Origin of the sequence: Pseudomonas sp. NPDC086251, assembly GCF_044746405.1 — a bacterium.
Classification (GTDB): domain Bacteria; phylum Pseudomonadota; class Gammaproteobacteria; order Pseudomonadales; family Pseudomonadaceae; genus Aquipseudomonas.
The window spans coordinates 114,769-140,013 of the sequence record NZ_JBIVBY010000009.1 but is presented as its reverse complement, the minus strand read 5'-3'; the positions used below and the strand labels follow the sequence as shown (position 1 = coordinate 140,013).

Sequence of the window (25,245 nt, the reverse complement as noted above, 5' to 3'; positions counted from 1 at the left end):
CCGCCTTCGCGAGCAAGCCCGCTCCCACATTCAACCGAGTTCGCACTGTGGAATACGGTCAAATGTGGGAGCGGGCTTGCTCGCGAAGGCGGTTTATCAGGCGCTAGTTAATCCGGCCAATACCATGAAGGCACATCCAGCACCCGCTGCCCGACAATCCCGGTCTGGCCAAGGGGCTTCTCCAGCACAATGCAATTGCACTCCGGATCTTCCTGCAACGCCGAAATCAACCGCCGCGCATGCGAAACCACCCAAACTTGACACTGCTCGGACGCCCGGATAATCAACCGCGCCAACGCCGGCAACAGGTCCGGATGCAAGCTGGTTTCCGGCTCGTTCAGCACCATCAGCGTCGGCGGCCGAGGCGTCAACAGCGCCGCCACCAACAGCAAATACCGCAACGTCCCGTCCGATAACTCGGCGGCCGACAGCGGTCGCAACAACCCTTCCTGATAAAACTCGATGGCAAAGCGTCCGCCCGGCAGCGATTCGATGTGCAGCCTCGCACCGGGAAAGGCGTCGCTGATCGCCGCCCGCAGCGCCTCGGGATCGCCGATTTCGATGATGGTCTGCAAGGCTGCCGCCAGGTCGCGGCCGTCGTGGTGCAACACCGGCGTGCGCGTGCCGAGTTGCGGTTGGCGCACCGGCGCATCGGTGTCACTGCGAAAGTGATCGTAGAAGCGCCAGCGCCGGATGAACTCGCGCATCTGCAGAACCTCCGGCGAAGTACGCAAGCTGCCGACCTGATCGAACAGGCTGTCGAAGTTCGGCGTGTGTTGGGCCAGCACGTCCCAGCTGCGGTTGGCGCGGGCGCGGATCATCGGCCCGTCGCGGTCTACCAGCAGGCTTGCCGGACGATAGAACGGCCCGGCCCAGACACATTCGCGCTTGATTTGCGGGTCGAGGCTGAACCGTGACGGAATGGGTGTGCTGTGCTCGGGCAGCATGAAGTGGCCGTTGGAGTCGGGCAGCCCGAGGCTGATCGAGTAACCGAAGTCTTCACCGGCGAATCCCAGGCGCAAGCGTTTTGCACCGTGTCGAACCGTCGCCTCAACCGGGACTTCACCATTGCGCATGCGTCTGGTGATGTTTTCCGGCCCCGCCCAGAACGTCGAATCCAGGCCACCCTCGCGGGCCAGCGCATTGACCACGCCGCCCTGGGCGGTTTCCGCCAACAGGCGCAGCGCGCGGTAGAGGTTGGATTTGCCGCTGCCATTCGGGCCGGTGATCAGGTTCAATCGGCCCAGCGGAATCACCAATTTATTGATCGAGCGGTAATTGGCCACCGCAAGGGTTTTGAGCATGGGGGAGCTTCCTGCTGCATAGGTGGCCAGTTTGCCTTATTGTCGGCGGCACTGTGACCCTGTGACTGTGTAGCAGCTGTCGAGCCTGCGAGGCTGCGTTCGAGGACGAAGTCCTCGCAAACCCGGTGTATGCGGTTCCTCTGACACACCGAGTTGCATGGTTTTACGACTGCTGCGCAGCCGAACGCAGCCTCGCAAGCTCGACAGCTGCTACAGGTCAAACGCAGGCTATGAAGTTGCGGCATGATCGCTTTATTTGAGGGGGCCGGATGCACCCTTGGAACCCTGTTCTACGCTCACAGTCGTATCGTCACTGGCACGCCCGTACAACGCAAAGGAGTCTGCATGGTTGGTCCTGGATTGAAAATAACAGTTGCCCTGAGCGTCTTGGTGCTGCTGACCGCTTGTGGTGAAAAAGCACAGGTCGAGAAGGACCTTCCACGGGTTTTCGTGCAAGAGGTCAAAGCGGCCGATTTCGGCGCCACGGTCACCTTGACCGGCGATGTTCAGGCGCGGGTGCAGACCGAACTCTCGTTCCGCGTGGGCGGCAAGATCATCCAGCGCACGGTCGATGTCGGTGACCGGGTTTCGGCCAAACAGGTGCTCGCCAAACTCGACCCGAAAGACCTGCAAACCAACGTCGACTCGGCCCAGGCCCAGGTCGTCGCCGAACAGGCGCGAGTCAAACAGAGCGCCGCCGCGTTCGTCCGTCAGCAAAAACTCCTGCCCAAGGGCTACACCAGCCAAAGCGAATTTGACGCCGCCCAAGCGGCATTGCGCAGCAGCCAGAGCGCGCTCACTGCCGCGCAGGCGCAACTGGCCAATGCCCGCGAACAACTGGGCTACACCTCGCTGATCTCCGACGCGCCGGGCGTGATTACCGCGCGCCAGGCCGAAGTCGGCCAAGTGGTACAAGCCACGGTACCGATCTTCAGCCTGGCCCGGGACGGTGAGCGCGACGCGGTGTTCAACGTCTACGAATCACTCCTGGCCGAGCCGCCATCGGACAAGACCGTGGTGGTCAGCCTGCTCGATAACCCGTCGATCAAAACCACCGGCACTGTTCGGGAAATCACCCCGGCCGTCTCGGCGCAGACCGGCACCGTGCAAGTCAAAGTCACCCTCAACGGACTGCCCGAAGGCATGCAGCTCGGTTCGGTGGTCAGCGCCACCGCCAAGACGCCCGGCAAATCTGCCGTTGAATTGCCATGGTCAGCCTTGACCAAAAACCTCAGCGAACCGGCCGTGTGGCTGGTGGACGCGGACGGCAAGGCGCAACTGCACGCGGTCACCGTCGGTCGCTACCTGACCGGTAAAGTCATCATCAATGGCGGTCTGGAAGGGGGTGAGAAAGTCATCATCGCCGGCGGCCAGTTATTGCACCCAGGGATGAAAGTGGAAATCGCCGAAAACACCTACAAGGATTTGGCTCCGGGAGCCCAGCCATGAAGCGCCTGATGCTGTTGTGCGCGGGTTTGCTGCTCGTCGCCTGTTCGAAAAAAGAGCCACCGCCGGAGCCTGTGCGTCCGGTACTGTCCATCGAAGTCAAAGCATTGAGCCAGGAAGACCTCGGGCGCTTTGCCGGCAGTATCCAGGCGCGCTACGAAAGCAATATCGGCTTCCGGGTGCCGGGTCGCATCGCCAGCCGTAACGTCGATGTCGGCGCCGAAGTCGAGAAGGGCGCCTTGCTCGCCACCCTCGACCCGACGGATCAGCAGAACCAGTTGCGTTCAGCCGAAGGCGATCTGGCGCGGATCCAGGCGCAATTCATCAATGCCCAGGCGAGCGCCCGACGCCAGCAGGAATTGTTTGATCGCGGAGTCGGCGCCCAGGCGCAACTGGACGCGGCCCAGACTGATCTGAAAACCACCCAGGCGTCCCTCGATCAGGCCAAGGCCTCGGTCGATCAGGCCAAGGACCAGCTCAATTACGTGCAATTGCGCGCCGATCACAAAGCCGTCGTCACCGCATGGAATGCCGAAGCCGGGCAAGTGGTCACGGCGGGTCAGCAAGTGGTGACCCTGGCGCAACCGGACATCAAGGAGGCGGTGATCGACCTGCCCGACACGCTGGTCGATCAGCTGCCGCCGGACGTGGTGTTCCAGGTCGCCGCGCAATTGGACCCGAGCATCACCAGCACGGCGATCATCCGCGAGATCGAACCCCAGGCCCAAAGCGCCACCCGTACCCGTCGCGCCCGCTTGAGCCTGGCCGAAACACCGCCGGGCTTTCGCCTCGGCACGGCCATCAGCGTGACCCTCAGCTCGGCGATCAAGCCGCGTCTCGAACTGCCGGCCACCGCCCTGCAAGAAATCGACGGTAAAACCCGTATCTGGGTCGTCGACCCGCAGAACCAGACCGTTTCCCCGCGAGACGTCAGCCTGATCAGTCGCACCGACTCAACGGTGATTCTGGCCAACGGCGTGAAGAGTGGAGAGCGCGTGGTCAGTGCCGGTGTCAACAGCCTCAAGCCGGGGCAGAAAGTCAAAGTCGATGAGGACAGCCCGCGATGAAAGGGAGTTTCAACTTATCCGAATGGGCCCTCAAACATCAGTCGTTCGTCTGGTATTTGATGTTCGTCGCGCTGCTGATGGGCGTGTTCTCGTACATGAACCTGGGCCGCGAGGAAGACCCCTCGTTCACCATCAAGACCATGGTGATCCAGACCCGTTGGCCCGGCGCCACCCAAGAAGAAACCCTCAAGCAGGTCACTGACCGCATCGAGAAAAAACTCGAGGAACTCGACTCCCTCGACTACGTGAAAAGCTACACGCGTCCCGGCGAATCAACGGTATTTGTCTACCTGCGCGACACCACCAGCGCCAAGGACATCCCGGAAATCTGGTACCAGGTGCGCAAGAAGATCAACGACATTCGCGGCGACTTCCCCAAGGGCCTGCAAGGGCCGGGGTTCAACGACGAATTCGGCGATGTGTTCGGTTCGGTGTATGCCTTCACCGCCGATGGCCTGTCGATGCGCCAGTTGCGCGATTACGTGGAACAGGTGCGGGCCGCGGTCCGCGACGTGCCGGGGCTGGGCAAGGTCGAGATGATCGGGGAGCAGGATGAAGTCCTGTACCTGAATTTCTCCACGCGCAAACTCGCGGCGCTGGGCATCGACCAGCGTCAAGTGGTGCAGAGCCTGCAATCGCAGAACGCGGTGACCCCGGCCGGGGTGATCGAGGCCGGGCCGGAGCGGATTTCCGTGCGCACCTCTGGGCAGTTTGCGTCCGAGAAAGACCTGGCCAACGTCAACTTGCGGCTCAACGACCGCTTCTATCGCCTGGCCGACGTCGCTGAAATCAGCCGCGGTTACGTCGACCCGGCCACCCCGCAGTTCCGCTTCAACGGTCACCCGGCCATCGGCCTGGCGATTGCGATGAAGAAGGGCGGCAACATCCAGGAGTTCGGCAAGGCCCTGCACCAGCGCATGACCGACCTGACCGCCGACCTGCCGGTGGGCGTCGGCGTGCACAACGTCTCCGACCAGGCTGAAGTGGTGGAAAAGGCTGTTGGCGGCTTCACCAGTGCGCTGTTCGAAGCGGTGGTGATCGTGCTGATCGTCAGCTTCATCAGCCTCGGCGTGCGCGCCGGGTTGGTGGTGGCGTGCTCGATTCCGCTGGTGCTGGCGATGGTCTTCGTCTTCATGGAATACAGCGGCATCACCATGCAGCGGATTTCCCTCGGTGCGCTGATCATCGCCCTCGGCCTGTTGGTGGACGATGCGATGATCACCGTCGAGATGATGGTCACGCGCCTGGAAATGGGCGAAACCAAGGAGCAGGCGGCGACATTCGCCTACACCTCGACCGCGTTCCCGATGCTCACGGGCACGTTGGTCACGGTCGCCGGTTTTGTGCCGATTGGCCTGAACGCCAGCTCCGCGGGTGAGTACACCTTCACGCTGTTTGCAGTGATCGCCGTGGCGATGATTGTGTCGTGGATCGTCGCGGTGCTGTTCGCCCCGGTGATTGGCGTGCACATCCTCAGCACCAATGTGAAACCGCACTCGGCCGAGCCGGGTCGCATCGGCCGTGCGTTCAACTACAGCATGCTCTGGGCCATGCGCAATCGCTGGTGGGCCATTGGCATCACCGTCGCGCTGTTCGTGGCGTCGGTATTTTCCATGCAGTTCGTGCAGAACCAGTTCTTCCCGTCCTCGGACCGTCCGGAAATCCTCGTCGACCTCAACCTGCCGCAAAACGCCTCGATCGACGAGACGCGCAAGGCCGTCGACAAGCTCGAAGCGACGCTCAAGGACGACCCGGACATCGTGCGCTGGAGCACCTACATCGGCGAAGGTGCGATCCGTTTCTACCTGCCCCTCGACCAGCAATTGCAGAACCCGTACTACGCGCAATTGGTGATCGTCAGCAAAGGCCTGGAATCGCGCACCGCGCTCAGCCAGCGCTTGCGTGAACGGTTGCGCAAAGACTTCGTCGGCATTGGCAGCTACGTCCAGGCCTTGGAAATGGGCCCTCCGGTCGGACGGCCGATCCAGTATCGGGTCAGCGGCAAGGACATCGATCAGGTGCGCAAGCATGCGATCGAGCTGGCGACTGAGCTGGACAAGAACTCGCACATCGGCGAAATCATTTACGACTGGAACGAGCCGGGCAAAGTCCTGCGCATCGACATCGCCCAGGACAAGGCACGGCAACTGGGGCTGTCGTCGGAGGACGTGGCCAACCTGATGAACAGCATCGTTGTTGGCTCGCCAATCACTCAGGTGGACGACGATATCTACCTGATCAACGTCGTCGGTCGCGCCGAAGACGCCGAGCGCGGCACGCCGGAAACCTTGCAGAACCTGCAGATCGTCACACCGGGCGGCACCTCGATTCCGCTGCTGGCCTTCGCCACGGTGCGTTATGAACTCGAGCAGCCGCTGGTCTGGCGTCGCGACCGCAAGCCGACCATCACCATCAAGGCGGCGGTGCGCGACGAGATCCAGCCGACCGACCTGGTGAAACAGCTGCAACCGACCATCGATAAATTCGCTGCGGGTTTGCCGGTGGGCTACAAGGTCGCCACGGGCGGTACGGTCGAGGAAAGCGGCAAGGCCCAAGGGCCAATCGCCAAGGTCGTGCCGCTGATGCTGTTCTTGATGGCGACCTTCCTGATGATCCAGCTGCACAGCGTGCAGAAGCTGTTCCTGGTGGCCAGCGTCGCGCCGCTCGGGCTTATTGGCGTGGTGCTGGCGCTGATCCCGACGGGCACGCCGATGGGCTTTGTGGCGATCCTCGGGATCCTCGCGCTGATCGGCATCATCATCCGCAACTCGGTGATCCTGGTGACCCAGATCGAGGCGATGGAGAAAGACGGCCTGTCACCGTGGGACGCCGTGGTGCAAGCCACTGAGCACCGGCGTCGACCGATTCTGCTGACGGCTGCGGCGGCGAGTCTGGGGATGATCCCGATTGCCCGGGAAGTGTTTTGGGGGCCGATGGCCTACGCGATGATTGGCGGGATCATTATTGCGACGTTGCTGACGCTGCTGTTTTTGCCGGCGCTGTATGTGGCCTGGTACAAAATCCGCGAGCCGAAGAAAGCAGTGCAGTGAGGCACAAACCCTGTGGGAGCGGGCTTGCTCGCGAAAGCGGTTTAACATTCAACCTCTCTGTTGTCTGACCAAACGCCTTCGCGAGCAAGCCCGCTCCCACAATTGACCGAGTAGCCCGGTTGACCGCGGTCCTTTGTAGGAGCGAGGCTTGCCCGCGAAGACGTCCGAACGGACTACACAGGCTTGCGCCAAACACTCGCCAACCAAGGCTGCTGCTCACGCGGCAGCCCCGCTGGCCGGTAGTAATGCTCCAACTCGACAAACCCGGCCTCGGTCAGCAATTGCTGCCACGTCTGAAGATCGTGATACGCCCCATACCGTGGCCCATTCCAGCCTTCCTGATTCTCGCCACGAGGATTGGAACTGAACAACACACCGCCCGGCTTCAACGCCCCACGTAACTCCTTCAACACCCGAGGCAACTCCTGGCTCGGGATGTGAAACAGCACTGCATTGGCAAAAATCCCGTCGAAGCGTTCAGCCGGCAAATCGAGCTTCAAGAAGTCCTGCTGCCAGACCTCGCAACCACTGTCCTCCCGCGCCATCTGCGCAAACTTCTCCGAGCCATCGAGCCCGACAGCCGTGTGCCCCATACGAGTGAACGTCTGCAAATCTCGCCCCGGCCCACAGCCGAAATCGAGAATGCTGAACGGCGCCTCACCCTGAATGTGTCGCAGCAAGGCATCGATGTTCTGGCTGACATCGTGATCGCGAGTGCCTTCGCGAAAACCTTCGGCCACCGAGTTGTAATGGCCCAGGGTGGTGGCGGTGATCTGCTGGAGGTCGTCGGGCGTCTGTTTCATGGTCGGCTGCGCAGGCAATTGGGATTCGCCGAATATACGCCATGAGGCTGGAAGCTGCTGCGCAGCTGTTCGCGGGCAAGCCTCGCTCCTACAGGGGTCGGCGTTGATCTGTAGGAGCGAGGCTTGCCCGCGAAGGCGGTATCACTGACAACCAATGACTCAGCGCTTGTTCAACCCCCGAGCCAACCGATCCCCGCCCAACTGAATAATCGCCACCAACACCACCAGCAACACAATCACCGTCAACATGATCTGGCTATCAAACCGCTGATACCCATACCGATAGGCAATGTCGCCCAACCCACCGGCACCAATCGCCCCGGCCATGGCCGAGGAGTTGATCATCGTCACCAAGGTAATGGTGAAACCCCCGACAATCCCCGGCAACGCCTCAGGCAACAACACATGCCAGACGATGTGCCAGCGCCGGCAGCCCATGGCTTGCGCGGCTTCAATCAAGCCGAAATCCACCTCGCGCAAACTGACCTCGGCAATACGCGCAAAGAACGGCGTGGCAGCAATGGTCAGCGGCACCACGGCGGCCCAAACGCCGTACGTAGTGCCAACGATCAACCGCGTGAACGGAATCAGCGCCACCATCAGAATCAAAAAAGGAATCGAGCGGAACAGATTAACGAACGCCCCCAACGCACGGTTCAGCGCCGGGGCTTCGTAGATCCCGCCCTTGGAACTGGTGACCAGGATCACCGCCAGCGGAATGCCCGCCAGCAGTGCGATCAGCGACGAGACGCCGACCATCAGGAAGGTGTCGATGAAGCCCTGCAGCAAGCGATCAAACCACATAACCCAGCACCTCCACCTGTTGTGCCCAGTTGCCAGCGCGTTGGCGCAGTTCTTCGGCGCCGAGGGACGAGCCCGTCACCGCCAGCAGCAGTTGTCCCAGCGCATGGCCCTGAATCCGTTCCACGCCACCTTGCAGCAGCCGCACGCGGCCACCGAGGGCGCTGAACAGTGCGGCGACGTCAGGTTCTTCGTGGGCGGCTCCGGTGAATTGCAATCGCAGCACCACGGCGTTCTCTGCGCTGTTCGGCTGTGGACGCAAACGGTTTTGCAGTTCCTCCGGCAAGGCGTGTTGCAGCGGTGCGAGCAAGGTCTTGCTGACCTCGTGCTGCGGGTTGCCGAACACTTCCCACACCGGCCCTTGCTCGACGATTCGGCCATGTTCCAGCACCACGACGCGATCACAGATATCGCGAATCACCGCCATCTCGTGAGTGATCAGCACGATGGTCAAACCCAGCCGCTGATTGATCTCGCGCAGCAGGCCGAGAATCGATTGGGTGGTCTCTGGATCAAGCGCCGAAGTGGCCTCATCGCACAGCAGAATCTCCGGGTCATGCACCAGCGCCCGGGCGATACCGACACGCTGTTTCTGCCCGCCGGAAAGCTGTGCCGGGTAGGCTTTGTGTTTCTCTTGCAGGCCCACCAACTCCAGCAACTCACGGACTTTCTTCTCGCGCTTGTCCTTGGGCACACCGGCCACTTTCAGCGGCAATTCGACGTTCTGCCAAACCGTCTTGGCCGACATCAGATTGAAGTGCTGGAAGATCATGCCGATGCGCCGACGCAGCGCCACCAGACGGTCTTCATCGAACGCACCGATGTCGACCTGATCGATCAGCACCCGACCCGTGCTCGGTTGTTCGAGGCGGTTGATGGTGCGGATCAGCGACGACTTGCCGGCGCCGCTGCGGCCGATGATGCCGAACACTTCACCACGCTGGATCGCCAGGTCAATGCCGTGCAGCGCCGCCACCGGGCCTTGCTGGCCGTTGTAGGTTTTGCCCAGGCCAACGAAGCGCACGTGAGCGCGATTGAAGTCCGGGTGCAGCTCCGTCTGTTCGGCTTTCTGTGGCTCTGGAATCTCCAGTCGCCGTTGGATCGCGGCCGTCATTCTCAGCTTTCCCAACCGGCTTGATAGAGCTTGCCGTGCGCCTTATCCAGCGCCGCACGAACCACCGGCGAATGCTGGTAGATGTCGACGAATTTGATCAGGCGCGGGTCGGTTTTGCTTTTCGGCTGGATCACGAACTGAATCACGTATTCCTTGTGATCGAGGCCATCGAACAGCAGGGCAGAGCCGGCATCGAAGGTCTTCGACAGGCGGATGTAGGCGGGGTAGCCCTGGACCAGATCGGCATCATCGTAGGCGCGCACCAGTTGCACGGCTTCGACCTGAAGGATTTTGATTTTCTTCGGGTTGGCGATGATGTCTTCTTCGGTGGCCTTGTAGCCGACGCCCGGTTTGAGCGTGATCAACCCGGCTTTGGCCAGCAGTTGCAAACCACGACCGCTGTTGATCGGATCGTTGGCAATGGCGACGCTGGCACCTTCCGGCAGTTCGTCGAAGCTTTTGTATTTCTTCGAGTAGAGGCCGACGTTGTTGATGATCCCCGGCTTGAACGGCACCAGGTCAAAACCGGCGGCGGCCTTGGCGTTTTCCAGAAACGGGATGTGCTGGAAGTAGTTCACATCGATGTCGCCGGCCGCGAGGCTGACGTTAGGGGCGATCCAGTCGCTGAACTCCACGAGTTCGACTTTCAGGCCTTGTTTGCTGGCTTCTTCTACCGCGGCTTCCAGGGGAATGGCGAAGGCGGCGGTGGTGCCGACTTTTAGCGGCGCGTCGGCGGCGAAGGTCACGGAGCTGAAGAGGCCGAGGGCCAGGGCCAGTGCTTTGACTGGGTGGGTCAGGTGTTTTTTGGTCATGTTGGTTATCCAGTCAGTGCAGAAATATTGGGTGTTTGGGCGGGCCTCTTCGCGGGCAAGCCTCGCTCCTACAAGGGCAACGCAATCCCTGTAGGAGCGAGGCTTGCCCGCGAAGCTTTTAGCGTCTAAACGCCGACCCCGTGTGTTGCTGTGGCAAATGCGCCTCACCATGAAACAGCTTCTCCCGCAGGCTGCCGCTGTCATAAGCCGTCTTGTACGACCCACGACGCTGCAACTCCGGAATCACCAGATCGATGAAATCCACATAGCTTTCCGGTGTGACAATCCGCGTCAGGTTGAAGCCATCGAGTCCGGTTTGCGCAATCCACGATTCCAGCTCATCAGCCACTTGCTCAGGCGAACCCACCACCGTGATGTAGCGGCCACCGAGGGCGTGTTGCTCGAGCAATTTGCGCCGGGTCCAGTCGTTGTTTTGCAGGTTCCTGGTTGCCGACTGGATCGCGTTGCTCTTCACGTACTGGATCGGTTCGTCGATCTCGTACTGGGAAAAATCGATCCCCGTGGACGCAGAAAAATGCGCCACGCCGGCCTCGGCGCTGGCATAACTCAGGTACTCGGCATGCTTGGCCCAGGCCAGTTCTTCGGTTTCGCCGACGATCACGTTCAGCCCCATGAACACCTTGATGTCCTCGGGGTTGCGCCCGGCCTCGACGGCACTGGCGCGTACCTTGTCCACCTGAACCTTGGTCGACGGCTTGTTCTGGCCGCTGATGAACACGCACTCGGCATGGCGTCCGGCGAACTGCAAACCGCGATCCGAACTGCCCGCCTGGAACAGCACCGGCGTGCGTTGCGGCGACGGCTCGCAAAGGTGATAGCCCTCGACCTGATAGAACTCGCCGTGGTGCTCGACCTTGTGCACTTTCGCAGGTAAGGCGTAGATCCGTTGCTGGGGATCGTTGATCACCGCGCCGTCTTCCCAACTGCCTTCCCAGAGTTTGTAGAGCACTTGCAGGTACTCGTCGGCCTGGTCGTAGCGGCGGTCGTGCTCGACTTGTTCACTCAGGCCCATGGCCTTGGCGGCGCTGTCGAGGTAACCGGTGACGATGTTCCAACCCACACGGCCACGGCTCAAATGATCGAGCGTCGACATGCGCCGGGCGAACAGATACGGCGGCTCGTAGGTCAGGTTGGCAGTGAGGCCGAAGCCGAGATTTTTGGTCACACCGGCCATGGCCGAAACCAGCAGCAACGGGTCGTTGACCGGCAGTTGGATCGACTCTTTGAGGGTCACGTCCACCGAGTTCTGGTAGACGTCGTACACACCGACGATGTCGGCGATGAACAAACCGTCGAACAGCCCGCGCTCCAGCAGTTGCGCCAGTTCGGTCCAGTATTCGAGGGTCTTGTACTGGGTGGAGGTGTCCCGTGGATGCGTCCACAGCCCATGGTTGATGTGCCCGACGCAGTTCATGTTGAACGCGTTGAGCAGGATTTTCTTTTTCGAGTCGGGCATCAGATGGTCCCCCGCAACGGCGGGTTTTCATCGTTGAGGTAGTAATTGCCGACTGCGTGGTACTTCCAGCGCACCGGGTCGTGCAGCGTGTGCACCCGAGCGTTGCGCCAGTGGCGATCCAGACCGTGCTCGATCAGGGTCGCCTGACTGCCGGCGAGTTCGAACAGCGTGCTGCCGGCCGCGAGGGAAATCTCGGTGCTGATGGCGCGGGCTTCGGCGACGGCAATCGATGCCGCAGCGACGGTCTCGGCATTGGTGTCAGCCTGGGCCTTGTCGAGGAATTCACCGGCGCGTTCCAGCAAGGCTTCGGCGGCGTGCAGGCGAATGCTCAAGTGGCCGAAGCTCTTGAGGGTGAGCGGGTCTTCGGTGGCGAGGTCGTTGCCCGAGTCGATCCACGGCCGGGTTTTGGTGCGCACGAAGTGCAGCGCATCTTCATACGCGGCGCGGGCGATGCCGGTGTCGATGGCGGCATGGAGAATTTGCGCCAACGGGCCAACCGGCGTCGGGCGCTCGAAGGCGTTTTGAAACGGGATCACGTCTTCGGCGGCGACGTAGACGTCTTCGAATACCACGGAACCGCTGCCGGTGGTGCGCTGGCCGAAACCGCTCCAGTCGTCGATGACCGTCAGGCCTTTGCTGGCCCGTGGCACGAAGGCCAGTTGCTGCACGCCGTTTTCATCCACCACCGAGGTCGGAATGCGCTGGGCGTAAATCGCGCCTGTGGCGTAGAACTTGCGACCGTTGATGCGATAGCCATCGCCGTCGCGCTTGAGGCTGGTGACGCGGTCGTGGGCGGTTTTTGTCCCGAGTTCGGCGAGCGCATTACCGAAGCGCTGACCGGCCAACACTTCGGCGTACAGACGGTTCTTTTGCTCTTCGCTGCCGTTTACTCGCAGTACTTCGAGGGCATAGAAATGGTTCTGCGGAATCTGTCCCAGTGAGCCGTCGGCCTGGGCGATCAGCGCGATGACGTTGGCCAGTGTGACGTTGGAAACGCCAGCGCCACCGTACTCCTTCGGCACGCTGATGCCCCAAAGGCCCGAGCGGGAAAACACTTCCAGTTCCGGGTGCGGCAAACGGCGTTCACGGTCGCGCAGGGCGCTGTCGCGTTTGAAATCTTCGGCCAGGTCACTGGCGACAATCAGGGCTTGCTCATCGCTGGTGATGACCGCGACGTGGTGAGAAAGGGTCATGTGTTTCTCCTGAGATTTGATCAAAAGTGTTCTGGTCGTTAAATCCAGGAATGGCGAGCGGGCAACGTGCCGTTCAGGTGATAAGTGCCGACGGCGTGGTATTTCCAGCGCACCGGGTCGTGCAAGGTGTGCACGCGGGCGTTGCGCCAGTGGCGATCGAGATTGAATTCGGCGAGGGTGGCGCGGCTGCCGGCGAGTTCGAACAGCTTTTCGCTGGCCAGCAGCGAGATCTCGGTGGTCAGCACTTTGGCTTCGGCCACGGCAATCGAGGCGCGGGCAGCGGACGCGGCGGTGAGCGGCGCGGCACTGACCTGATCGAGCACCTGCCCGGCCTTGCGCAGCAGCGCTTCAGCGGCGTGCATTTCGATTTTCAGTTTGCCGATATCGGCGATCACGTACAGGTCATCGCTGGCCCGTTCGACGTTGGCGTCGATCCACGGCCGGGCGCGGGTCTTGACGAATTCGATGGCGTCGTCGATGGCGCCGCGAGCGATGCCGGCGTCGATGGCCGCTTGTATCAATTGCGACACGGCGCCCTGGATATTTGGCTGTTCGTTGATCTTCCAGTTATCCACTACCAGTTCGGCGTCGACCCGCACGTTGTTGAGCAGAATGGTGCCACTGGCGGTGGTGCGTTGGCCGAAGCCGGACCAGTCATCAACGATGCGCAAACCTGGCGTGCCGCGACGGACGAAGGCCAGCACTTGCTTGCCGTCGTCGTTCAGCGCTTTGACGGCGACCCAGTGGGCGAACAGTGCGCCGGTGGAGTAGAACTTCTGGCCGTTGATGACGTAGCCATCACCCTCAGCGGTGATGCGTGCCTTGAGTTCCAGGGTGTTTTTGGTGCCGCGTTCTGGCCCGGCATTACCGATGCGCCAGCCATCGAGCACGCTTTTGAACAGCTGCTTTTTCTGCGCTTCAGTCGCGCTGCCGAGCACCAGGTTGAGGATGCCGAACTGGTTCTGCGGGATCTGCCCGAGGGCCGGATCGGCGGCGGAAATAATCGCGAAAACCTCGGCCAGGGTGACGAACGAAACCTGCGGTCCGCCGTACTCGCGCGGGATGGCAATGCTGCCCAGGCCGCTGCGGGTGAACTGTTCGATTTCCGACCACGGCAGCTTGCGCTGCTGGTCGCGTTTGGCCGCTTGCAGGCGGGCGGCGTGCGCCAGCTCATGGGCGGCCTTGATGGCTTGTGCGTCGTTGCGCAGGACTTGCGCGGGCAACAACAATGGGGCGATGTCCAGATCACTCTGGATAGTTGCTTCTGCCAGACTGGACATCAGTGCCGCTCCTTGGCTGCACGCAATGCCCTGGCGATCTGCACTGGGGTGATTGTGTTCCGGACCATACCTACCTCACATCTCATGGAAACGCCGCGATGGGTGCGGCGAACGAAAATCAAGAATGTCCGGTGGTCCGGTGCATATACCCTAAGCGTGTATAAAAAATTAATAAACTAACTTTTAGGAATATGGATAGAAGTGTGCCGCCACGAACTGTACGCACAGCAACAGTTGTTTCTGGTGCAACAGTTCAAGGCAGCATCCGGCTTCTGTAGGAGCGAGGCTTGCCCGCGAAAGCGTCGGATTTGTCACACCGCGTTATCGTTCTTCGCGAGCAAGCTTCGCTCCTACAGGGTATGGATTTGTGCAGCCGATCTTCAGCCTGCGCACCGGTGCCCAGCGCGAGTTGTTACCCACCCGGTCGAGGATGCAGTACGTCACTTCCAGTCGCAGGTCTTCGCCGGCTTCGAGAATGAGGGCGGGTGGCACCCAGACCTGAATCGGCTGGCCGACATCGCCAGCCTTGAGCCGTGGCAGGTCCATGCGCACATCGCCCCAGCGCAGGGTGATTTCATCGTTGACGGCCATGTTCAGGTACGGCGCGATGGTCAATGGGACGCCGCGCTTGATCTGGTTCGGATTGACCCCCTGACGGCGGATGGTCTCGGGAATGCTCACCGGCGTCAGGCTTTGGTTTTCATCGCCGCACAGCGCAGAGGGCTGGCCTCCAGGGCAGTCGAGCTTGACCTGAACGCGCGTGGCGGCAGATATCGCCGGCCCTTGCCCGATTTGCATGATCCGGTAGTGAATACGCGAATCGCCATTGCTGATAAAGCTCTCGGGCACCCGCAGTTGAACGGGTTGGCCGACATCGTTGGCCGTCAAGGTTCGGGAGGCGACGTAGCAGTTGTCCCAGAACAGTTCGATCAGGTCGCCTTCGTCCATGCCGGGATAAGGCGCCACATCGATCAGCAAGTGCGCCGCCGAGGTGATGTTGATACCGGTCTTTTGCGTTTGCGCCAGGGTCGGGGCCGCAAGTTCGGGTTTGTTCGACGTGCTTGTCATGGGGTTTCTCCTTGAAAACTTGCAGTGAAGTCCGTTTCTGAAAGATCAAAAGGCGTGAATTGCCGAGTAACAATACGGCTAATTATTTGTTCGGCTTAAATAATGATCGGCGCCTGTTGGAGGCTAGATAAGAGTGCGCTTGAATCTGTGTCAACAGCATTTATTAGTTGGGCGTTGAATATTCACTTAATCAGAAAGTTCCTACAAGGCGGTGTTAATAAACTGCACCGACCTGTCGACTATGACTGCGACTTTTGTGGCTTTTATGCCACAACGGCAGCGATGCCTTGGTTAAGGTTGATTGAGTGCTTTTTGGATTTTAGGCAGTGATGATCTGTTGCAGAACATATATATATATATGTACCGCAAGCAACAACAGAGGGCATTGTAAGATTTACGTGGTTTTTAACGAGTGAGAAGGGAGGCAAGTGTACTTCCATCCATGGAAGCCGGTGCTGATATAGCGTTAACTCAGTTGTGAGCGTTATTCAAAAACTTGCTGAGAAACTGTTTAGTCCGTTCTTCTTTCGGATTGGCAAACAGCGCCTTCGCTTCACCTTGCTCGACGATCACACCTTTGTCGAAAAACACCACACGGTTGGCCACGTCGCGGGCAAAGCCCATTTCGTGGGTGACGATCACCATGGTGCGCTTCTCTTCGGCCAGGCTGCGGATGGTCGCCAGCACTTCACCCACCAATTCCGGGTCGAGGGCTGAGGTGGGTTCGTCGAACAGGATCACTTCCGGCTCCATTGCCAACGCACGGGCAATCGCCACACGCTGTTGCTGGCCGCCGGAAAGGCGTCGCGGGTAAGCGTCTTCCTTGCCCGCCAGGCCAACCCTGGCCAACAGCTTTTTACCCAGGGCAACGGCTTGGTCACGCGGGATTTTCTTCACCACGATCGGGCCTTCGATCACATTTTCCAGGGCCGTGCGATGCGGGAACAGGTTGAAGCTCTGGAACACGAAGCCCACGTGTTGGCGCAAGCGTCGCACCAGGCTCTGTTGCTGGTTCAGCGGGCGGCTGCCATCGATTTCGATGTCACCGACCTTGATCCGGCCGCTGGTGGGTTCTTCCAGAAAGTTCAGGCAACGCAGGAACGTGGTTTTACCCGAGCCGCTGGGCCCGATGATCGCCACGACCTCACCTTCCTTTACCACCAGATCGATGCCGTTGAGCACGACTTGACCCTTGAACTGCTTTGTCAGTTTTTCCACGACAATCATGGGGTCAGTTCTCCTGATCGTGCCGATTGACCCGCTCTTCCAACTTGTTCTGCAGGTGCGAGAGCACCGTGGCCAGAACCCAGTAGATCAGTGCGGCGGCAAGGTACATGGTAAACACTTCGAAGGTGCGGGCCGTGATCAGCTGCGCCTGGCGGAACAGTTCCGGCACCTGGATGGTGGCGGCCAGCGCGGTGTCCTTGACCAGCGAAATGAAGCTGTTGCCCAGCGGCGGCAATGCGGTGCGCATCGCTTGCGGGATGATGGCCCGGCGCAGGGTCTGCGCGCGGGTCATGCCGATACTGGCCGCCGCTTCCCACTGGCCGCGCTCGATGGAGCTGATCGCGGAACGCAGGATTTCACAGGCGTAAGCCGCCATGTTCAGCGAGAAGCCGATCAGGGCCGCCGGCAGCGGATCGAGTTCCATGCCCAATTGCGGCAAGCCGTAATAGATCACGAACAGTTGCACCAGCAACGGCGTGCCGCGAAAGAACGACACGTAGATGCGGGCGATCCAGCTCACGAGCTTGAAGCGCGACAGGCGCATCAATGCCAGGCCGAAGCCCAGCATGAGGCCGAAGAACATCCCGCCCAGGCTCAAGATGACCGTGTAGTAGGCCCCCTTGAGCAGGAAGGGCAGGGAGTCCAGTGCGAGTTGGAAAGCTTCTTCCATTATTGAGTGACGTCAGCGCTGAAGTATTTTTCCGAAAGCTTTTTCAGCGTACCGTCGGCACGCAGCTTGTCGATGGCTTTGTTCACCGCAGCCAGCAACTCAGGCTCGCCTTTGCGCAGGGCAATACCGGCTTCCTGACGGGAGAACGCTTCGCCGGCGGCGACCGTGTCCTTGGCCTTCTTGGCGTATTCCAGTGCGGCGAGGCGGTCGATCAGAATGGCGTCGATGCGGCCAACGCGCAGGTCCTGGAACTTGGTCGGATCATCGTCATAGGTCTTGATAATGGCTTTCGGTTGATTGTCCTTGAGCCATTGTTCGTAGTTGGTGCCCAGGCCGACGCCGACTTTCTTGCCGGCCAGATCGGCGGCGGTCTTGATGGTGTCTTTGTTCTTGGTCAGAACCAGCGCCTGAATCCCGGAAACGGTGTACGGCTCGGAGAAGTCATACTTCTTTTTGCGTTCTTCGGAGATGGTCACCTGGTTGATCACGGCGTCCAGACGCTTGGATTCCAGGGCGGCGAGGATGCCGTCCCATTTGGTCGGTTGCAGTTTGACCTTCACGCCCAGCTCTTTGGCCAGGGCTTCGGAGAATTCAACTTCGAAGCCGGCCAGTTTGCCGTCGGCGTCGACGAAACTGAACGGTGGGTAAGTGCCTTCCAGGCCGACGTTGATCACGCCAGCGTCTTTGATTTTTTGCAGTTGCTCACCGGCAACCGCTTGCCCCAACAGGCCGGCGCTGAGTGCCAGGCCCAGCGAACCGACGAGCAGATTTCGACGTAGTGCGGAAAAATTCATGACAAGCCCCTGTGTTTTCTTATGAAGACGCTTTTAGGAAAGTTGGCAAAATCGGGATTTGGACGACAGCGATATCCTGCCCTAAAGCAGCGTATGCGTCTCGCAGCAAATTCGCCTGCGGCGTGACTATATGACGGTGTTTTTAGATTGGAAAATAATTAATATTGCGTTTGTTATTCTTTTATTGAATATGCAGGGTCGCCTTCGCGGGCAAGCCTCGCTCCTACAGGGATTGGGCCGGACGATAATTCCTTGATCGACGCAAAAACCTGCAGGCGCGAGGCTTACCCGCGAAGCGCATAGAGCTCTCAGAACGCTGTGTTATACGCAAACAATGCCGGTGCCCCGCCGGTATGCAGGAAGATGATCGGGCCTTCATCAAAACGCCCGCGACCAATGCCATCCAGCAACCCGGCCATGGCCTTGCCGGTGTATACCGGATCGAGCAACAACCCTTCCTGACTCGCCAGCAGCTTCACCGCTGAAAGGGTCCCGGCATTCGGTTCGCCATAACGCGGGCCAAAGTACTCATCCCACAAATCGACTTTGAAACTCGCCGGCAGGCTCACGCCCAACAACTCGGCAGTGCGCTCAGCCAGGCCTTGAACCTTCGGCCGCTGATCTTCTTCGCTACGGGACACCGTGACGCCAATCACTGGCAAATCCGCGAGTACTTCGCTCAATGCCAACGCCAGGCCGCTGTGCGTGCCGGCGCTGCCGGAAGCGAGAACGACGGCGGCGAATTGCAGGCCGGTGTCCTTGATCTGTTCGGCCAGTTCCAGCCCGGCACGCACGTAACCCAAAGCACCCAAGGCGTTGGAGCCACCAATCGGCACCAGATACGGCTTCTTGCCGTTGTTGCGCAGGCGATCAGCCAGGGACTGCAATTGTTCGTCGGCGTTGTCGAGGTTTTCGACTAATTCAACTTTGGCATCGAACAGGTCGAGCAACAGCCGATTGCCGTTACCGACGTAGTTGGCGTCGTCGGTGCCCAATGGGTTTTCCAGCAGCGCGACACAACCCAGGCCGAGCTTGGCCGCAATGGCGGCAGTCTGGCGCACGTGGTTGGATTGCAGCGCACCGGCGGTGATCAGCGTGTCGGCGCCTTGGGCCAGGGCATCGGCGGCCAGGTATTCGAGTTTGCGCAGTTTGTTGCCGCCCATCGCCAGCGGCGTCAGGTCATCGCGTTTGACGTACACGTCGCGGCCCAGCCAGGTCGACAGGCGTTCGAGTTTTTCCAGAGGGGTCGGGTGGCCGAGCAGATCGAGGCGGTCAAAACGGGCGAGCTGTTGTTTGATCATGGTTCCGTACTGGCGGAGGAAGATGTCAGGACTATAGGCACGCCCATTTAGCGGGGCAACCGCCAATCGCTTATACCCAAAGGATCTGAACACAGCACAATTGGTTCTTAATTCGGCTTCCAGACCTTGCCGTAAAGTAATCGCCGTCAGCGCGGCCAGACAGTCCGGCCGCCCGTGAGGAGTTTTTACCGTGAGCGAGCGTTCCAGCCATTGGCAATTGCAGACCATCGTCAGCCAGTTGCGCACGGCGCGTGACCAGTGGCGTGCAGAAAACGGCCGCGCCAGTACCGAGCAGGGTGGTCGTGAGTTGCCGTCCCGCGCGGCCATGGCGGAAATCCTCGAAGCGTTGTGCGGTGCGCTGTTCCCGATGCGCCTGGGCCCAGTGGATTTGCGCGAAGAGAGTGAAGATTTCTACGTCGGCCACACACTGGACGTGGCACTGAACGCGTTGCTGGCCCAGGCCCGTCTCGAACTTCGTTACGCCGCCCGCCACAGTGCCCAGGCTGATTCCGAAGTCGAGGCCAGGACCATTCAGATCATTCAGGACTTCGCCCTCGCCCTTCCGGGGCTGCGCAGCCTGTTGGACACCGACGTGCTGGCGGCTTATCACGGCGATCCGGCGGCGCGCAGCGTTGATGAAGTGCTGCTGTGCTATCCGGGCATTCTGGCGGTGATCCACCATCGCCTGGCCCACCATTTATACCGCGCCGGGTTGCCGCTGCTGGCGCGGATCAGCGCGGAAATCGCTCATTCGGCCACGGGTATCGACATCCATCCCGGGGCGCAGATCGGCCGTAGTTTCTTCATCGATCACGGGACGGGTGTGGTGATCGGCGAGACGGCGATCATTGGTGAACGTGTGCGGATTTATCAGGCGGTGACGCTGGGGGCCAAACGCTTCCCGTCGGACGAGGACGGCCAGTTGCAGAAGGGCCATCCACGGCATCCGATCGTTGAGGATGATGTGGTGATCTACGCCGGGGCGACGATTCTCGGGCGGATCACCATCGGCAAGGGCTCGACCATCGGCGGCAACGTCTGGCTGACCCGCAGCGTGCCAGCGGGGTGCAACCTGACGCAGGCGAATTTGCAGCATGATGATGGGACGCAGAAGTAAGTCTCGACATCTCTAGAGGTCATGCTGACGCCTTCGCGGGCAAGCCTCGCTCCTACGGATTTTGTATCGTTCACGGAATGACTGTTCGACACAAAACCTGTAGGAGCGAGGCTTGCCCGCGAAGGATCTTCAGGCGAACGAAGATAATGGCATTTCGCTAATTTCCCGCTGAACGAATCCCCCCAACCCCGCGTCATACCCATCCTTGAGCTAGCGTACGAACAGTACCGCCGAGCCTTGCGATTAGTCCTTAGCACCCTATTCATGTTTAACTTGAACGCTCATTCAAGTTAAACCGCCGGTTTGCTGCCCGCTCACAACAGGAGGCTTGCCCTTGCCGAGTCCGTTATTGATTGCCCCGTTTCACCCCCTTGAGGTGCACCTTTCATGAGTGCGCCGTCCACCTCCGCCAGCGGCCAGGTCCGCATGAACCCGCCGGTGTTTTACTTCTCGGCCAGTTTCATTCTGCTGTTCGGCGTTGTCGTTATCGCCATGCCCGAGCAGGCCGGCGCCTGGTTGCTGGCGGCGCAAAACTGGGCGGCCAATACGGTCGGCTGGTATTACATGCTCGCGATGACCCTGTATCTGGTCTTCGTGGTGGTCACCGCCTTGTCCGGCTACGGCAAGATCAAGCTCGGTGCCGACCACGACGAGCCCGAATTCAGTTACCTGTCGTGGGCCGGCATGCTGTTCGCCGCCGGGATCAGCATCACGCTGTTTTTCTTTTGCGTGTCCGAACCGCTGACCCACTTGGCACAACCGCCGCAAGGCGAGGCCGGCACGGCGGATGCGGCGCGTCAGGCGATGCAGATTCTGTTTCTGCACTGGGGCCTGCACGGCTGGGGCGTGTTCGCTTTCGTCGGCATGGCGCTGGCCTACTTCGCTTATCGACATAACCTGCCGCTGGCGCTGCGTTCGGCGCTGTACCCGCTGATCGGCAAGCGCATCAACGGCCCCATCGGTTATGCGGTGGACGGTTTCGGCATCATCGCCACGGTGTTCGGCCTCGGCGCCGACATGGGCTTCGGCGTGTTGCACCTCAACTCAGGGCTCGACTACCTGTTCGGCATCGCTCATACCCAGTGGGTTCAGGTTGGCCTGATCACGCTGATGATGGGCGCGGCGATCATCGTCGCGGTGTCCGGCGTAGACAAAGGCGTGCGGGTGATGTCCGACATCAACATGCTGCTGGCCTGTGCGCTGCTGCTGTTCGTGCTGTTCGCCGGCCCGACGCAGCACTTGCTCAATACCTTGATCCAGAACATCGGCGACTACCTCGGCGCCTTGCCGATGAAGAGTTTCGACCTCTACGCCTATGACAAACCCAGCGACTGGCTGGGCGGCTGGACGGTGTTCTATTGGGCCTGGTGGATCGCATGGTCGCCGTTCGTGGGCCTGTTCATCGCGCGGATTTCCCGTGGCCGGACCATCCGCGAATTCGTCTTCGGCGTGCTGCTGATTCCGCTCGGTTTCACCCTGGCGTGGATGTCGATCTTCGGCAACAGCGCCATCGACCAGGTGCTCAATCACGGCATGTCGGCGCTCGGCATGTCGGCCATCGACAACCCGTCGATGACCCTGTACTTGCTGCTGGAGACCTACCCGTGGAGCAAAACCGTGATCGCGGTCACGGTGTTTATCAGCTTCGTGTTCTTCGTCACGTCCGCTGACTCGGGCACCGTGGTGCTGTCGACCCTGTCCGCCAAAGGTGGCAACCCGGATGAAGACGGGCCGAAATGGCTGCGGGTGTTCTGGGGCGCGATGACCGCGCTGGTGACCAGCGCGTTGCTGTTCTCCGGCAGCATCGATGCGTTGAAGTCAGCGGTGGTGCTGACCTCGTTGCCGTTCTCGATGATTTTGCTGCTGATGATGTGGGGCCTGCACAAGGCGTTTTACCTGGAGTCGCAGAAGCAGATTGCGCAGATGCATTCCCTGGCGCCGGTGTCCGGATCGCGTCGCGGTGGCTGGCGTCAGCGCTTGAGCCAGGCCGTGCATTTCCCGTCGCGCGATGAGGTCTATCGCTTCCTCGAAACGACGGTGCGCCCGGCGATTGAAGAAGTGACGGCGGTGTTTGTCGAGAAGGGGTTGCATGTGGTCGCGCAGCCCGATCCGGCGAATGACAGCGTCAGCCTGGAAATTGGGCATGGCGAGCAGCATCCGTTCATCTATCAGGTGCAGATGCGCGGTTACTTCACGCCGTCATTCGCCCGTGGCGGCATGGGTTCCAAGGAACTCAACAACCGCCGTTATTATCGGGCTGAAGTGCATTTGAGCGAGGGCAGCCAGGACTACGATCTGGTGGGCTACACCAAGGAACAGGTGATCAACGACATCCTTGATCAGTACGAGCGGCACATGCAGTTTTTGCATCTGGTGCGTTGATCGAGCACTCACGTCTCGGTGGTCAGCGCCATGAACAACACCAGCGCCGCCACCGGCACACCGAACACCACGCTGCCGACCACCAGCTCCGTCGTGACGGACTGGCCGGCGGTGACCACGCCGATGGCGCCGTTGATCATCGTCAGTGCCAGCCACAGCACGATGAAGCTGTAGGTCAGGGTCTGGCGGCTGAAGCCGATCTTCTCGCCGATGAACAGCATCAGCGCCAGGAGGATCAGGCCGAAGGTGATGATGATGGTGGTGTGCATGGTGCATTGCCTCCCTTCAGTTGGGTGGTGCTTTTGAGGACGCCTTCGCGGGCAAGCCTCGCTCCTACAGGTTACGTCGCGAACGACACAAAACCTGTAGGAGCGAGGCTTGCCCGCGAAGGCGGCCTCATTGATTCACCCCGTTATACCGAGCATAGCGTCGTCCTCAGACCAACCCGCCATTCACCCGCAAAATCTGCCCGTTGACCCAACCCGAGTCCGGTCCGACCAAAAAGGATACGACGCGGGAGATGTCTTCCGGCTGCCCGAGCCGTTCCAGCGGGGCCATCTTGGCGAAGTTCTGGATCTGCTCTTCGCTTTTGCCGTGCAGGAACAAGTCAGTGGCAACCGGGCCGGGGGCGACGGCGTTGACGGTGATGTTGCGACCGCGCATTTCCTTGGCGAACACCTGAGTCAGGGATTCCACCGCCGCTTTGCTGGCGATGTACACGGCGTAGCCCGGCAGATTCATGCCGACGGTGCTGCTGGAAAAGTTGATGATCCGCCCGCCAGCGTTCAGGCGCGTGGCCGCTTCACGCAGGGTATTGAAAGTGCCGCGTGCGTGGATGTTGAAGTTCTGGTCGAACAGCTCATCGGTGTGTTGTGCCAGCGGCAGCACCTTGAGGATGCCGGCGTTGTTCACCAGCACATCGACCTTGCCCAGCTGAGTTTCGGTCTCGTCGAACATCCGGCGTACATCGTCGGCATTCGCCACATCCGCCTTGATCGCTATGGCTTGATGGCCGGCCTGGCGCAACTGCACAACCAGAGCCGACGCTTCAGTGGCGCTGCTCGCATAATTGATGGCAACGGCGAAACCTTCGCTGGCCAGTTGTTTGGCAATGACCGCGCCGATGCCGCGGGAGGCGCCGGTGACGATGGCAACTTTCGAATGTTGAGTGGTCATGGCGGTGATTCCTTTGAAGGTGTTTGCTTGGGGTGAAGTCAATTTCACATGTTTACTCCGGTCGATAAATGCACGAGAGTTGCCTTGACTGTTCAATAATCGCCAACAATCGAGTGCCAGGAGTGCCGCGTGGATCAAGTCAAAGCGATGAAGGTCTTCGTGCGGATCTACGAGCGCAGCAGCTTTACCCTGGCGGCGGATGACCTGAACCTCCCGCGCGCGACGCTGACCCATACGCTGAATCAATTCGAAGCCTGGCTTGGCACGCGTTTACTCGAGCGCAGTACGCGTAAGGTGCGCCCTACGCTGGACGGCGAGGCGTACTACCAGCGTTGCGTGCAATTGCTGGCAGAACTGGAAGAAGCCGAACTGGCGTTTCGCGGCGTGGCACCGAAGGGCCGATTGCGCGTGGACTTGCACGGCACGCTGGCCAGGCATTTCGTGATCCCGGCGTTGCCGCCATTCATGGCGCGCTACCCGGACATCGAACTGTCCATCAGCGAAGCCGACCGCTTTGTCGACCTGATTACCGAAGGCGTCGACTGCGTGCTGCGCGCCGGCACACTGGGTGACTCCGCGCTGATCGGCCGTCGCGTCGCCAACCTGCGCCAAATCACCTGCGCCAGCCCCGCCTACCTGCGCCGATATGGCGAACCCAAAACCCTCGACGACCTGAAACACCACCGCGCGGTGAACTACGTCTCACGCACCACCGCCAAGCAGTTTCCGTTTGAATTCGTGGTCGATGGCGAGCTGAAGGAAGTGGCCATCGAAGGCGCGCTCTCAGTGTTCGGCGCAGAGATTTATGCAGCATCGGCGATCGCCGGGCTAGGACTGATCCAGTGCCCGCATTACCGAATGGAAACGCAGATATCCCAAGGCCTGGTGCAGGAAATCCTCATCGACACCCCACCACCGCCGATGCCGGTTTCAGTGCTGTACCCACACAACCGCCACATGTCGCCACGGGTTCGGGTGTTTGTGGATTGGTTGGGGGAAGTGTTTGCGGGGGCTGTTTGAGGGTCGATCGTTCCCACGCTCTGCGTGGGAATGCAGCCCGGGACGCTCCGCGTCCCATCCATTTGTGAAACGTTTCAGCATTTTCTCGAATCCGGGGTTTATCGGCGTTTGTCTGGGCGTATGCTGGGCGACTTGCGAAGCAG

The 25,245-nt window shown here is 60.5% G+C and carries 21 protein-coding genes; 6 read left to right on the top strand and 15 right to left on the bottom strand.

Annotated features, from left to right (window positions below):
• Positions 1–107: 107 nt before the first annotated feature.
• Positions 108–1,304 (bottom strand): AAA family ATPase, encoded by a 1,197-nt coding sequence (locus ACIPL2_RS13290; RefSeq protein WP_401356887.1) that lies wholly within the window; start codon positions 1,302–1,304, stop codon positions 108–110.
• Positions 1,305–1,649: 345 nt separating this feature from the next.
• On the opposite strand from ACIPL2_RS13290, the gene ACIPL2_RS13285 reads away from it, so the two are divergent.
• The 3 genes from ACIPL2_RS13285 to ACIPL2_RS13275 are packed head-to-tail and all read left to right on the top strand — an operon-like array spanning position 1,650 to position 6,867.
• Positions 1,650–2,753: an efflux RND transporter periplasmic adaptor subunit gene (locus tag ACIPL2_RS13285; protein WP_401356885.1), complete on the top strand. Its 1,104-nt coding sequence runs from the start codon at positions 1,650–1,652 to the stop codon at positions 2,751–2,753.
• Complete coding sequence (locus ACIPL2_RS13280; protein WP_401356883.1) at positions 2,750–3,817, top strand: efflux RND transporter periplasmic adaptor subunit; 1,068 nt, start codon at positions 2,750–2,752, stop codon at positions 3,815–3,817. Before ACIPL2_RS13285 ends, ACIPL2_RS13280 begins: the two co-directional genes overlap by 4 nt.
• On the top strand, positions 3,814–6,867 hold the full coding sequence (locus tag ACIPL2_RS13275) for an efflux RND transporter permease subunit (protein ID WP_401356881.1): 3,054 nt from the start codon (positions 3,814–3,816) through the stop codon (positions 6,865–6,867). Before ACIPL2_RS13280 ends, ACIPL2_RS13275 begins: the two co-directional genes overlap by 4 nt.
• Positions 6,868–7,040: 173 nt before the next feature.
• Here the strand turns inward: ACIPL2_RS13275 and ACIPL2_RS13270 are convergent, their stop codons facing one another.
• The 12 genes from ACIPL2_RS13270 to ACIPL2_RS13215 all read right to left on the bottom strand — a co-directional run bounded on the left by ACIPL2_RS13270 (position 7,041) and on the right by ACIPL2_RS13215 (position 19,407).
• The gene (locus ACIPL2_RS13270) at positions 7,041–7,670 is read right to left on the bottom strand and encodes a class I SAM-dependent methyltransferase (protein ID WP_401356880.1); all 630 of its coding nucleotides are present in this window, start codon (positions 7,668–7,670) and stop codon (positions 7,041–7,043) included.
• Positions 7,671–7,829: 159 nt separating this feature from the next.
• On the bottom strand, positions 7,830–8,474 hold the full coding sequence (locus ACIPL2_RS13265) for a methionine ABC transporter permease (protein ID WP_157709931.1): 645 nt from the start codon (positions 8,472–8,474) through the stop codon (positions 7,830–7,832).
• A complete protein-coding gene (locus ACIPL2_RS13260; protein ID WP_401356877.1) occupies positions 8,464–9,585 on the bottom strand; it encodes a methionine ABC transporter ATP-binding protein in 1,122 nt (373 codons plus the stop codon). Before ACIPL2_RS13260 ends, ACIPL2_RS13265 begins: the two co-directional genes overlap by 11 nt.
• A gap of 2 nt (positions 9,586–9,587) precedes the next feature.
• Positions 9,588–10,397 (bottom strand): MetQ/NlpA family ABC transporter substrate-binding protein, encoded by an 810-nt coding sequence (locus tag ACIPL2_RS13255; RefSeq protein ID WP_401356874.1) that lies wholly within the window; start codon positions 10,395–10,397, stop codon positions 9,588–9,590.
• 118 nt (positions 10,398–10,515) lie between these two features.
• The gene (locus ACIPL2_RS13250; protein ID WP_401356871.1) at positions 10,516–11,874 is read right to left on the bottom strand and encodes an LLM class flavin-dependent oxidoreductase; all 1,359 of its coding nucleotides are present in this window, start codon (positions 11,872–11,874) and stop codon (positions 10,516–10,518) included.
• On the bottom strand, positions 11,874–13,067 hold the full coding sequence (locus ACIPL2_RS13245) for an SfnB family sulfur acquisition oxidoreductase (protein WP_401356868.1): 1,194 nt from the start codon (positions 13,065–13,067) through the stop codon (positions 11,874–11,876). The genes ACIPL2_RS13250 and ACIPL2_RS13245 overlap by 1 nt, the downstream gene beginning before the upstream one ends.
• 38 nt (positions 13,068–13,105) lie before the next feature.
• Positions 13,106–14,347 carry an SfnB family sulfur acquisition oxidoreductase gene (locus tag ACIPL2_RS13240; protein ID WP_401356866.1) on the bottom strand — a complete coding sequence of 414 codons (1,242 nt, stop codon included), beginning with the start codon at positions 14,345–14,347 and terminating at the stop codon, positions 13,106–13,108.
• Positions 14,348–14,668: 321 nt separating this feature from the next.
• The gene (locus tag ACIPL2_RS13235) at positions 14,669–15,415 is read right to left on the bottom strand and encodes a hypothetical protein (protein ID WP_401356864.1); all 747 of its coding nucleotides are present in this window, start codon (positions 15,413–15,415) and stop codon (positions 14,669–14,671) included.
• A 471-nt stretch (positions 15,416–15,886) separates the two neighbouring features.
• Positions 15,887–16,642 carry an L-cystine ABC transporter ATP-binding protein TcyN gene (gene tcyN / locus ACIPL2_RS13230; RefSeq protein ID WP_401356862.1) on the bottom strand — a complete coding sequence of 252 codons (756 nt, stop codon included), beginning with the start codon at positions 16,640–16,642 and terminating at the stop codon, positions 15,887–15,889.
• Between the two features lie 4 nt (positions 16,643–16,646).
• On the bottom strand, positions 16,647–17,312 hold the full coding sequence (tcyL, locus tag ACIPL2_RS13225) for a cystine ABC transporter permease (RefSeq protein ID WP_401356859.1): 666 nt from the start codon (positions 17,310–17,312) through the stop codon (positions 16,647–16,649).
• Positions 17,312–18,106 (bottom strand): cystine ABC transporter substrate-binding protein, encoded by a 795-nt coding sequence (gene tcyJ, locus ACIPL2_RS13220; RefSeq protein ID WP_401356856.1) that lies wholly within the window; start codon positions 18,104–18,106, stop codon positions 17,312–17,314. The genes tcyL and tcyJ overlap by 1 nt, the downstream gene beginning before the upstream one ends.
• Positions 18,107–18,414: 308 nt before the next feature.
• Positions 18,415–19,407, bottom strand: a complete 993-nt coding sequence (locus tag ACIPL2_RS13215) for a D-cysteine desulfhydrase (RefSeq protein WP_401356853.1) — start codon at positions 19,405–19,407, stop codon at positions 18,415–18,417.
• Positions 19,408–19,597: 190 nt separating this feature from the next.
• On the opposite strand from ACIPL2_RS13215, the gene epsC reads away from it, so the two are divergent.
• Positions 19,598–20,524, top strand: coding sequence for a serine O-acetyltransferase EpsC (gene epsC, locus ACIPL2_RS13210; RefSeq protein WP_401356851.1), 927 nt, complete (start codon positions 19,598–19,600; stop codon positions 20,522–20,524).
• Positions 20,525–20,911: 387 nt separating this feature from the next.
• The gene (betT, locus tag ACIPL2_RS13205; protein ID WP_401356849.1) at positions 20,912–22,906 is read left to right on the top strand and encodes a choline transporter BetT; all 1,995 of its coding nucleotides are present in this window, start codon (positions 20,912–20,914) and stop codon (positions 22,904–22,906) included.
• Positions 22,907–22,914: 8 nt separating this feature from the next.
• Here betT and ACIPL2_RS13200 read toward each other — a convergent pair whose 3' ends face one another.
• Complete coding sequence (locus ACIPL2_RS13200) at positions 22,915–23,175, bottom strand: hypothetical protein (protein ID WP_059404078.1); 261 nt, start codon at positions 23,173–23,175, stop codon at positions 22,915–22,917.
• Between the two features lie 166 nt (positions 23,176–23,341).
• Positions 23,342–24,082 carry an SDR family oxidoreductase gene (locus tag ACIPL2_RS13195; RefSeq protein WP_401356847.1) on the bottom strand — a complete coding sequence of 247 codons (741 nt, stop codon included), beginning with the start codon at positions 24,080–24,082 and terminating at the stop codon, positions 23,342–23,344.
• Positions 24,083–24,211: 129 nt separating this feature from the next.
• On the opposite strand from ACIPL2_RS13195, the gene ACIPL2_RS13190 reads away from it, so the two are divergent.
• Positions 24,212–25,102 (top strand): LysR family transcriptional regulator, encoded by an 891-nt coding sequence (locus tag ACIPL2_RS13190; protein WP_401356846.1) that lies wholly within the window; start codon positions 24,212–24,214, stop codon positions 25,100–25,102.
• Positions 25,103–25,245: the final 143 nt, after the last annotated feature.

Bases quoted from the DNA above. Each gene is read 5' to 3' on its own strand.
- ACIPL2_RS13290 (WP_401356887.1), bottom strand. From the start codon at position 1,304: ATGCTCAAAACCCTTGCGGTGGCCAATTACCGCTCGATCAATAAATTG.
- ACIPL2_RS13285 (WP_401356885.1), top strand. From the start codon at position 1,650: ATGGTTGGTCCTGGATTGAAAATAACAGTTGCCCTGAGCGTCTTGGTG.
- ACIPL2_RS13280 (WP_401356883.1), top strand. From the start codon at position 2,750: ATGAAGCGCCTGATGCTGTTGTGCGCGGGTTTGCTGCTCGTCGCCTGT.
- ACIPL2_RS13275 (WP_401356881.1), top strand. From the start codon at position 3,814: ATGAAAGGGAGTTTCAACTTATCCGAATGGGCCCTCAAACATCAGTCG.
- ACIPL2_RS13270 (WP_401356880.1), bottom strand. From the start codon at position 7,670: ATGAAACAGACGCCCGACGACCTCCAGCAGATCACCGCCACCACCCTG.
- ACIPL2_RS13265 (WP_157709931.1), bottom strand. From the start codon at position 8,474: ATGTGGTTTGATCGCTTGCTGCAGGGCTTCATCGACACCTTCCTGATG.
- ACIPL2_RS13260 (WP_401356877.1), bottom strand. From the start codon at position 9,585: ATGACGGCCGCGATCCAACGGCGACTGGAGATTCCAGAGCCACAGAAA.
- ACIPL2_RS13255 (WP_401356874.1), bottom strand. From the start codon at position 10,397: ATGACCAAAAAACACCTGACCCACCCAGTCAAAGCACTGGCCCTGGCC.
- ACIPL2_RS13250 (WP_401356871.1), bottom strand. From the start codon at position 11,874: ATGCCCGACTCGAAAAAGAAAATCCTGCTCAACGCGTTCAACATGAAC.
- ACIPL2_RS13245 (WP_401356868.1), bottom strand. From the start codon at position 13,067: ATGACCCTTTCTCACCACGTCGCGGTCATCACCAGCGATGAGCAAGCC.
- ACIPL2_RS13240 (WP_401356866.1), bottom strand. From the start codon at position 14,347: ATGTCCAGTCTGGCAGAAGCAACTATCCAGAGTGATCTGGACATCGCC.
- ACIPL2_RS13235 (WP_401356864.1), bottom strand. From the start codon at position 15,415: ATGACAAGCACGTCGAACAAACCCGAACTTGCGGCCCCGACCCTGGCG.
- tcyN (WP_401356862.1), bottom strand. From the start codon at position 16,642: ATGATTGTCGTGGAAAAACTGACAAAGCAGTTCAAGGGTCAAGTCGTG.
- tcyL (WP_401356859.1), bottom strand. From the start codon at position 17,312: ATGGAAGAAGCTTTCCAACTCGCACTGGACTCCCTGCCCTTCCTGCTC.
- tcyJ (WP_401356856.1), bottom strand. From the start codon at position 18,106: ATGAATTTTTCCGCACTACGTCGAAATCTGCTCGTCGGTTCGCTGGGC.
- ACIPL2_RS13215 (WP_401356853.1), bottom strand. From the start codon at position 19,407: ATGATCAAACAACAGCTCGCCCGTTTTGACCGCCTCGATCTGCTCGGC.
- betT (WP_401356849.1), top strand. From the start codon at position 20,912: ATGAGTGCGCCGTCCACCTCCGCCAGCGGCCAGGTCCGCATGAACCCG.
- ACIPL2_RS13200 (WP_059404078.1), bottom strand. From the start codon at position 23,175: ATGCACACCACCATCATCATCACCTTCGGCCTGATCCTCCTGGCGCTG.
- ACIPL2_RS13195 (WP_401356847.1), bottom strand. From the start codon at position 24,082: ATGACCACTCAACATTCGAAAGTTGCCATCGTCACCGGCGCCTCCCGC.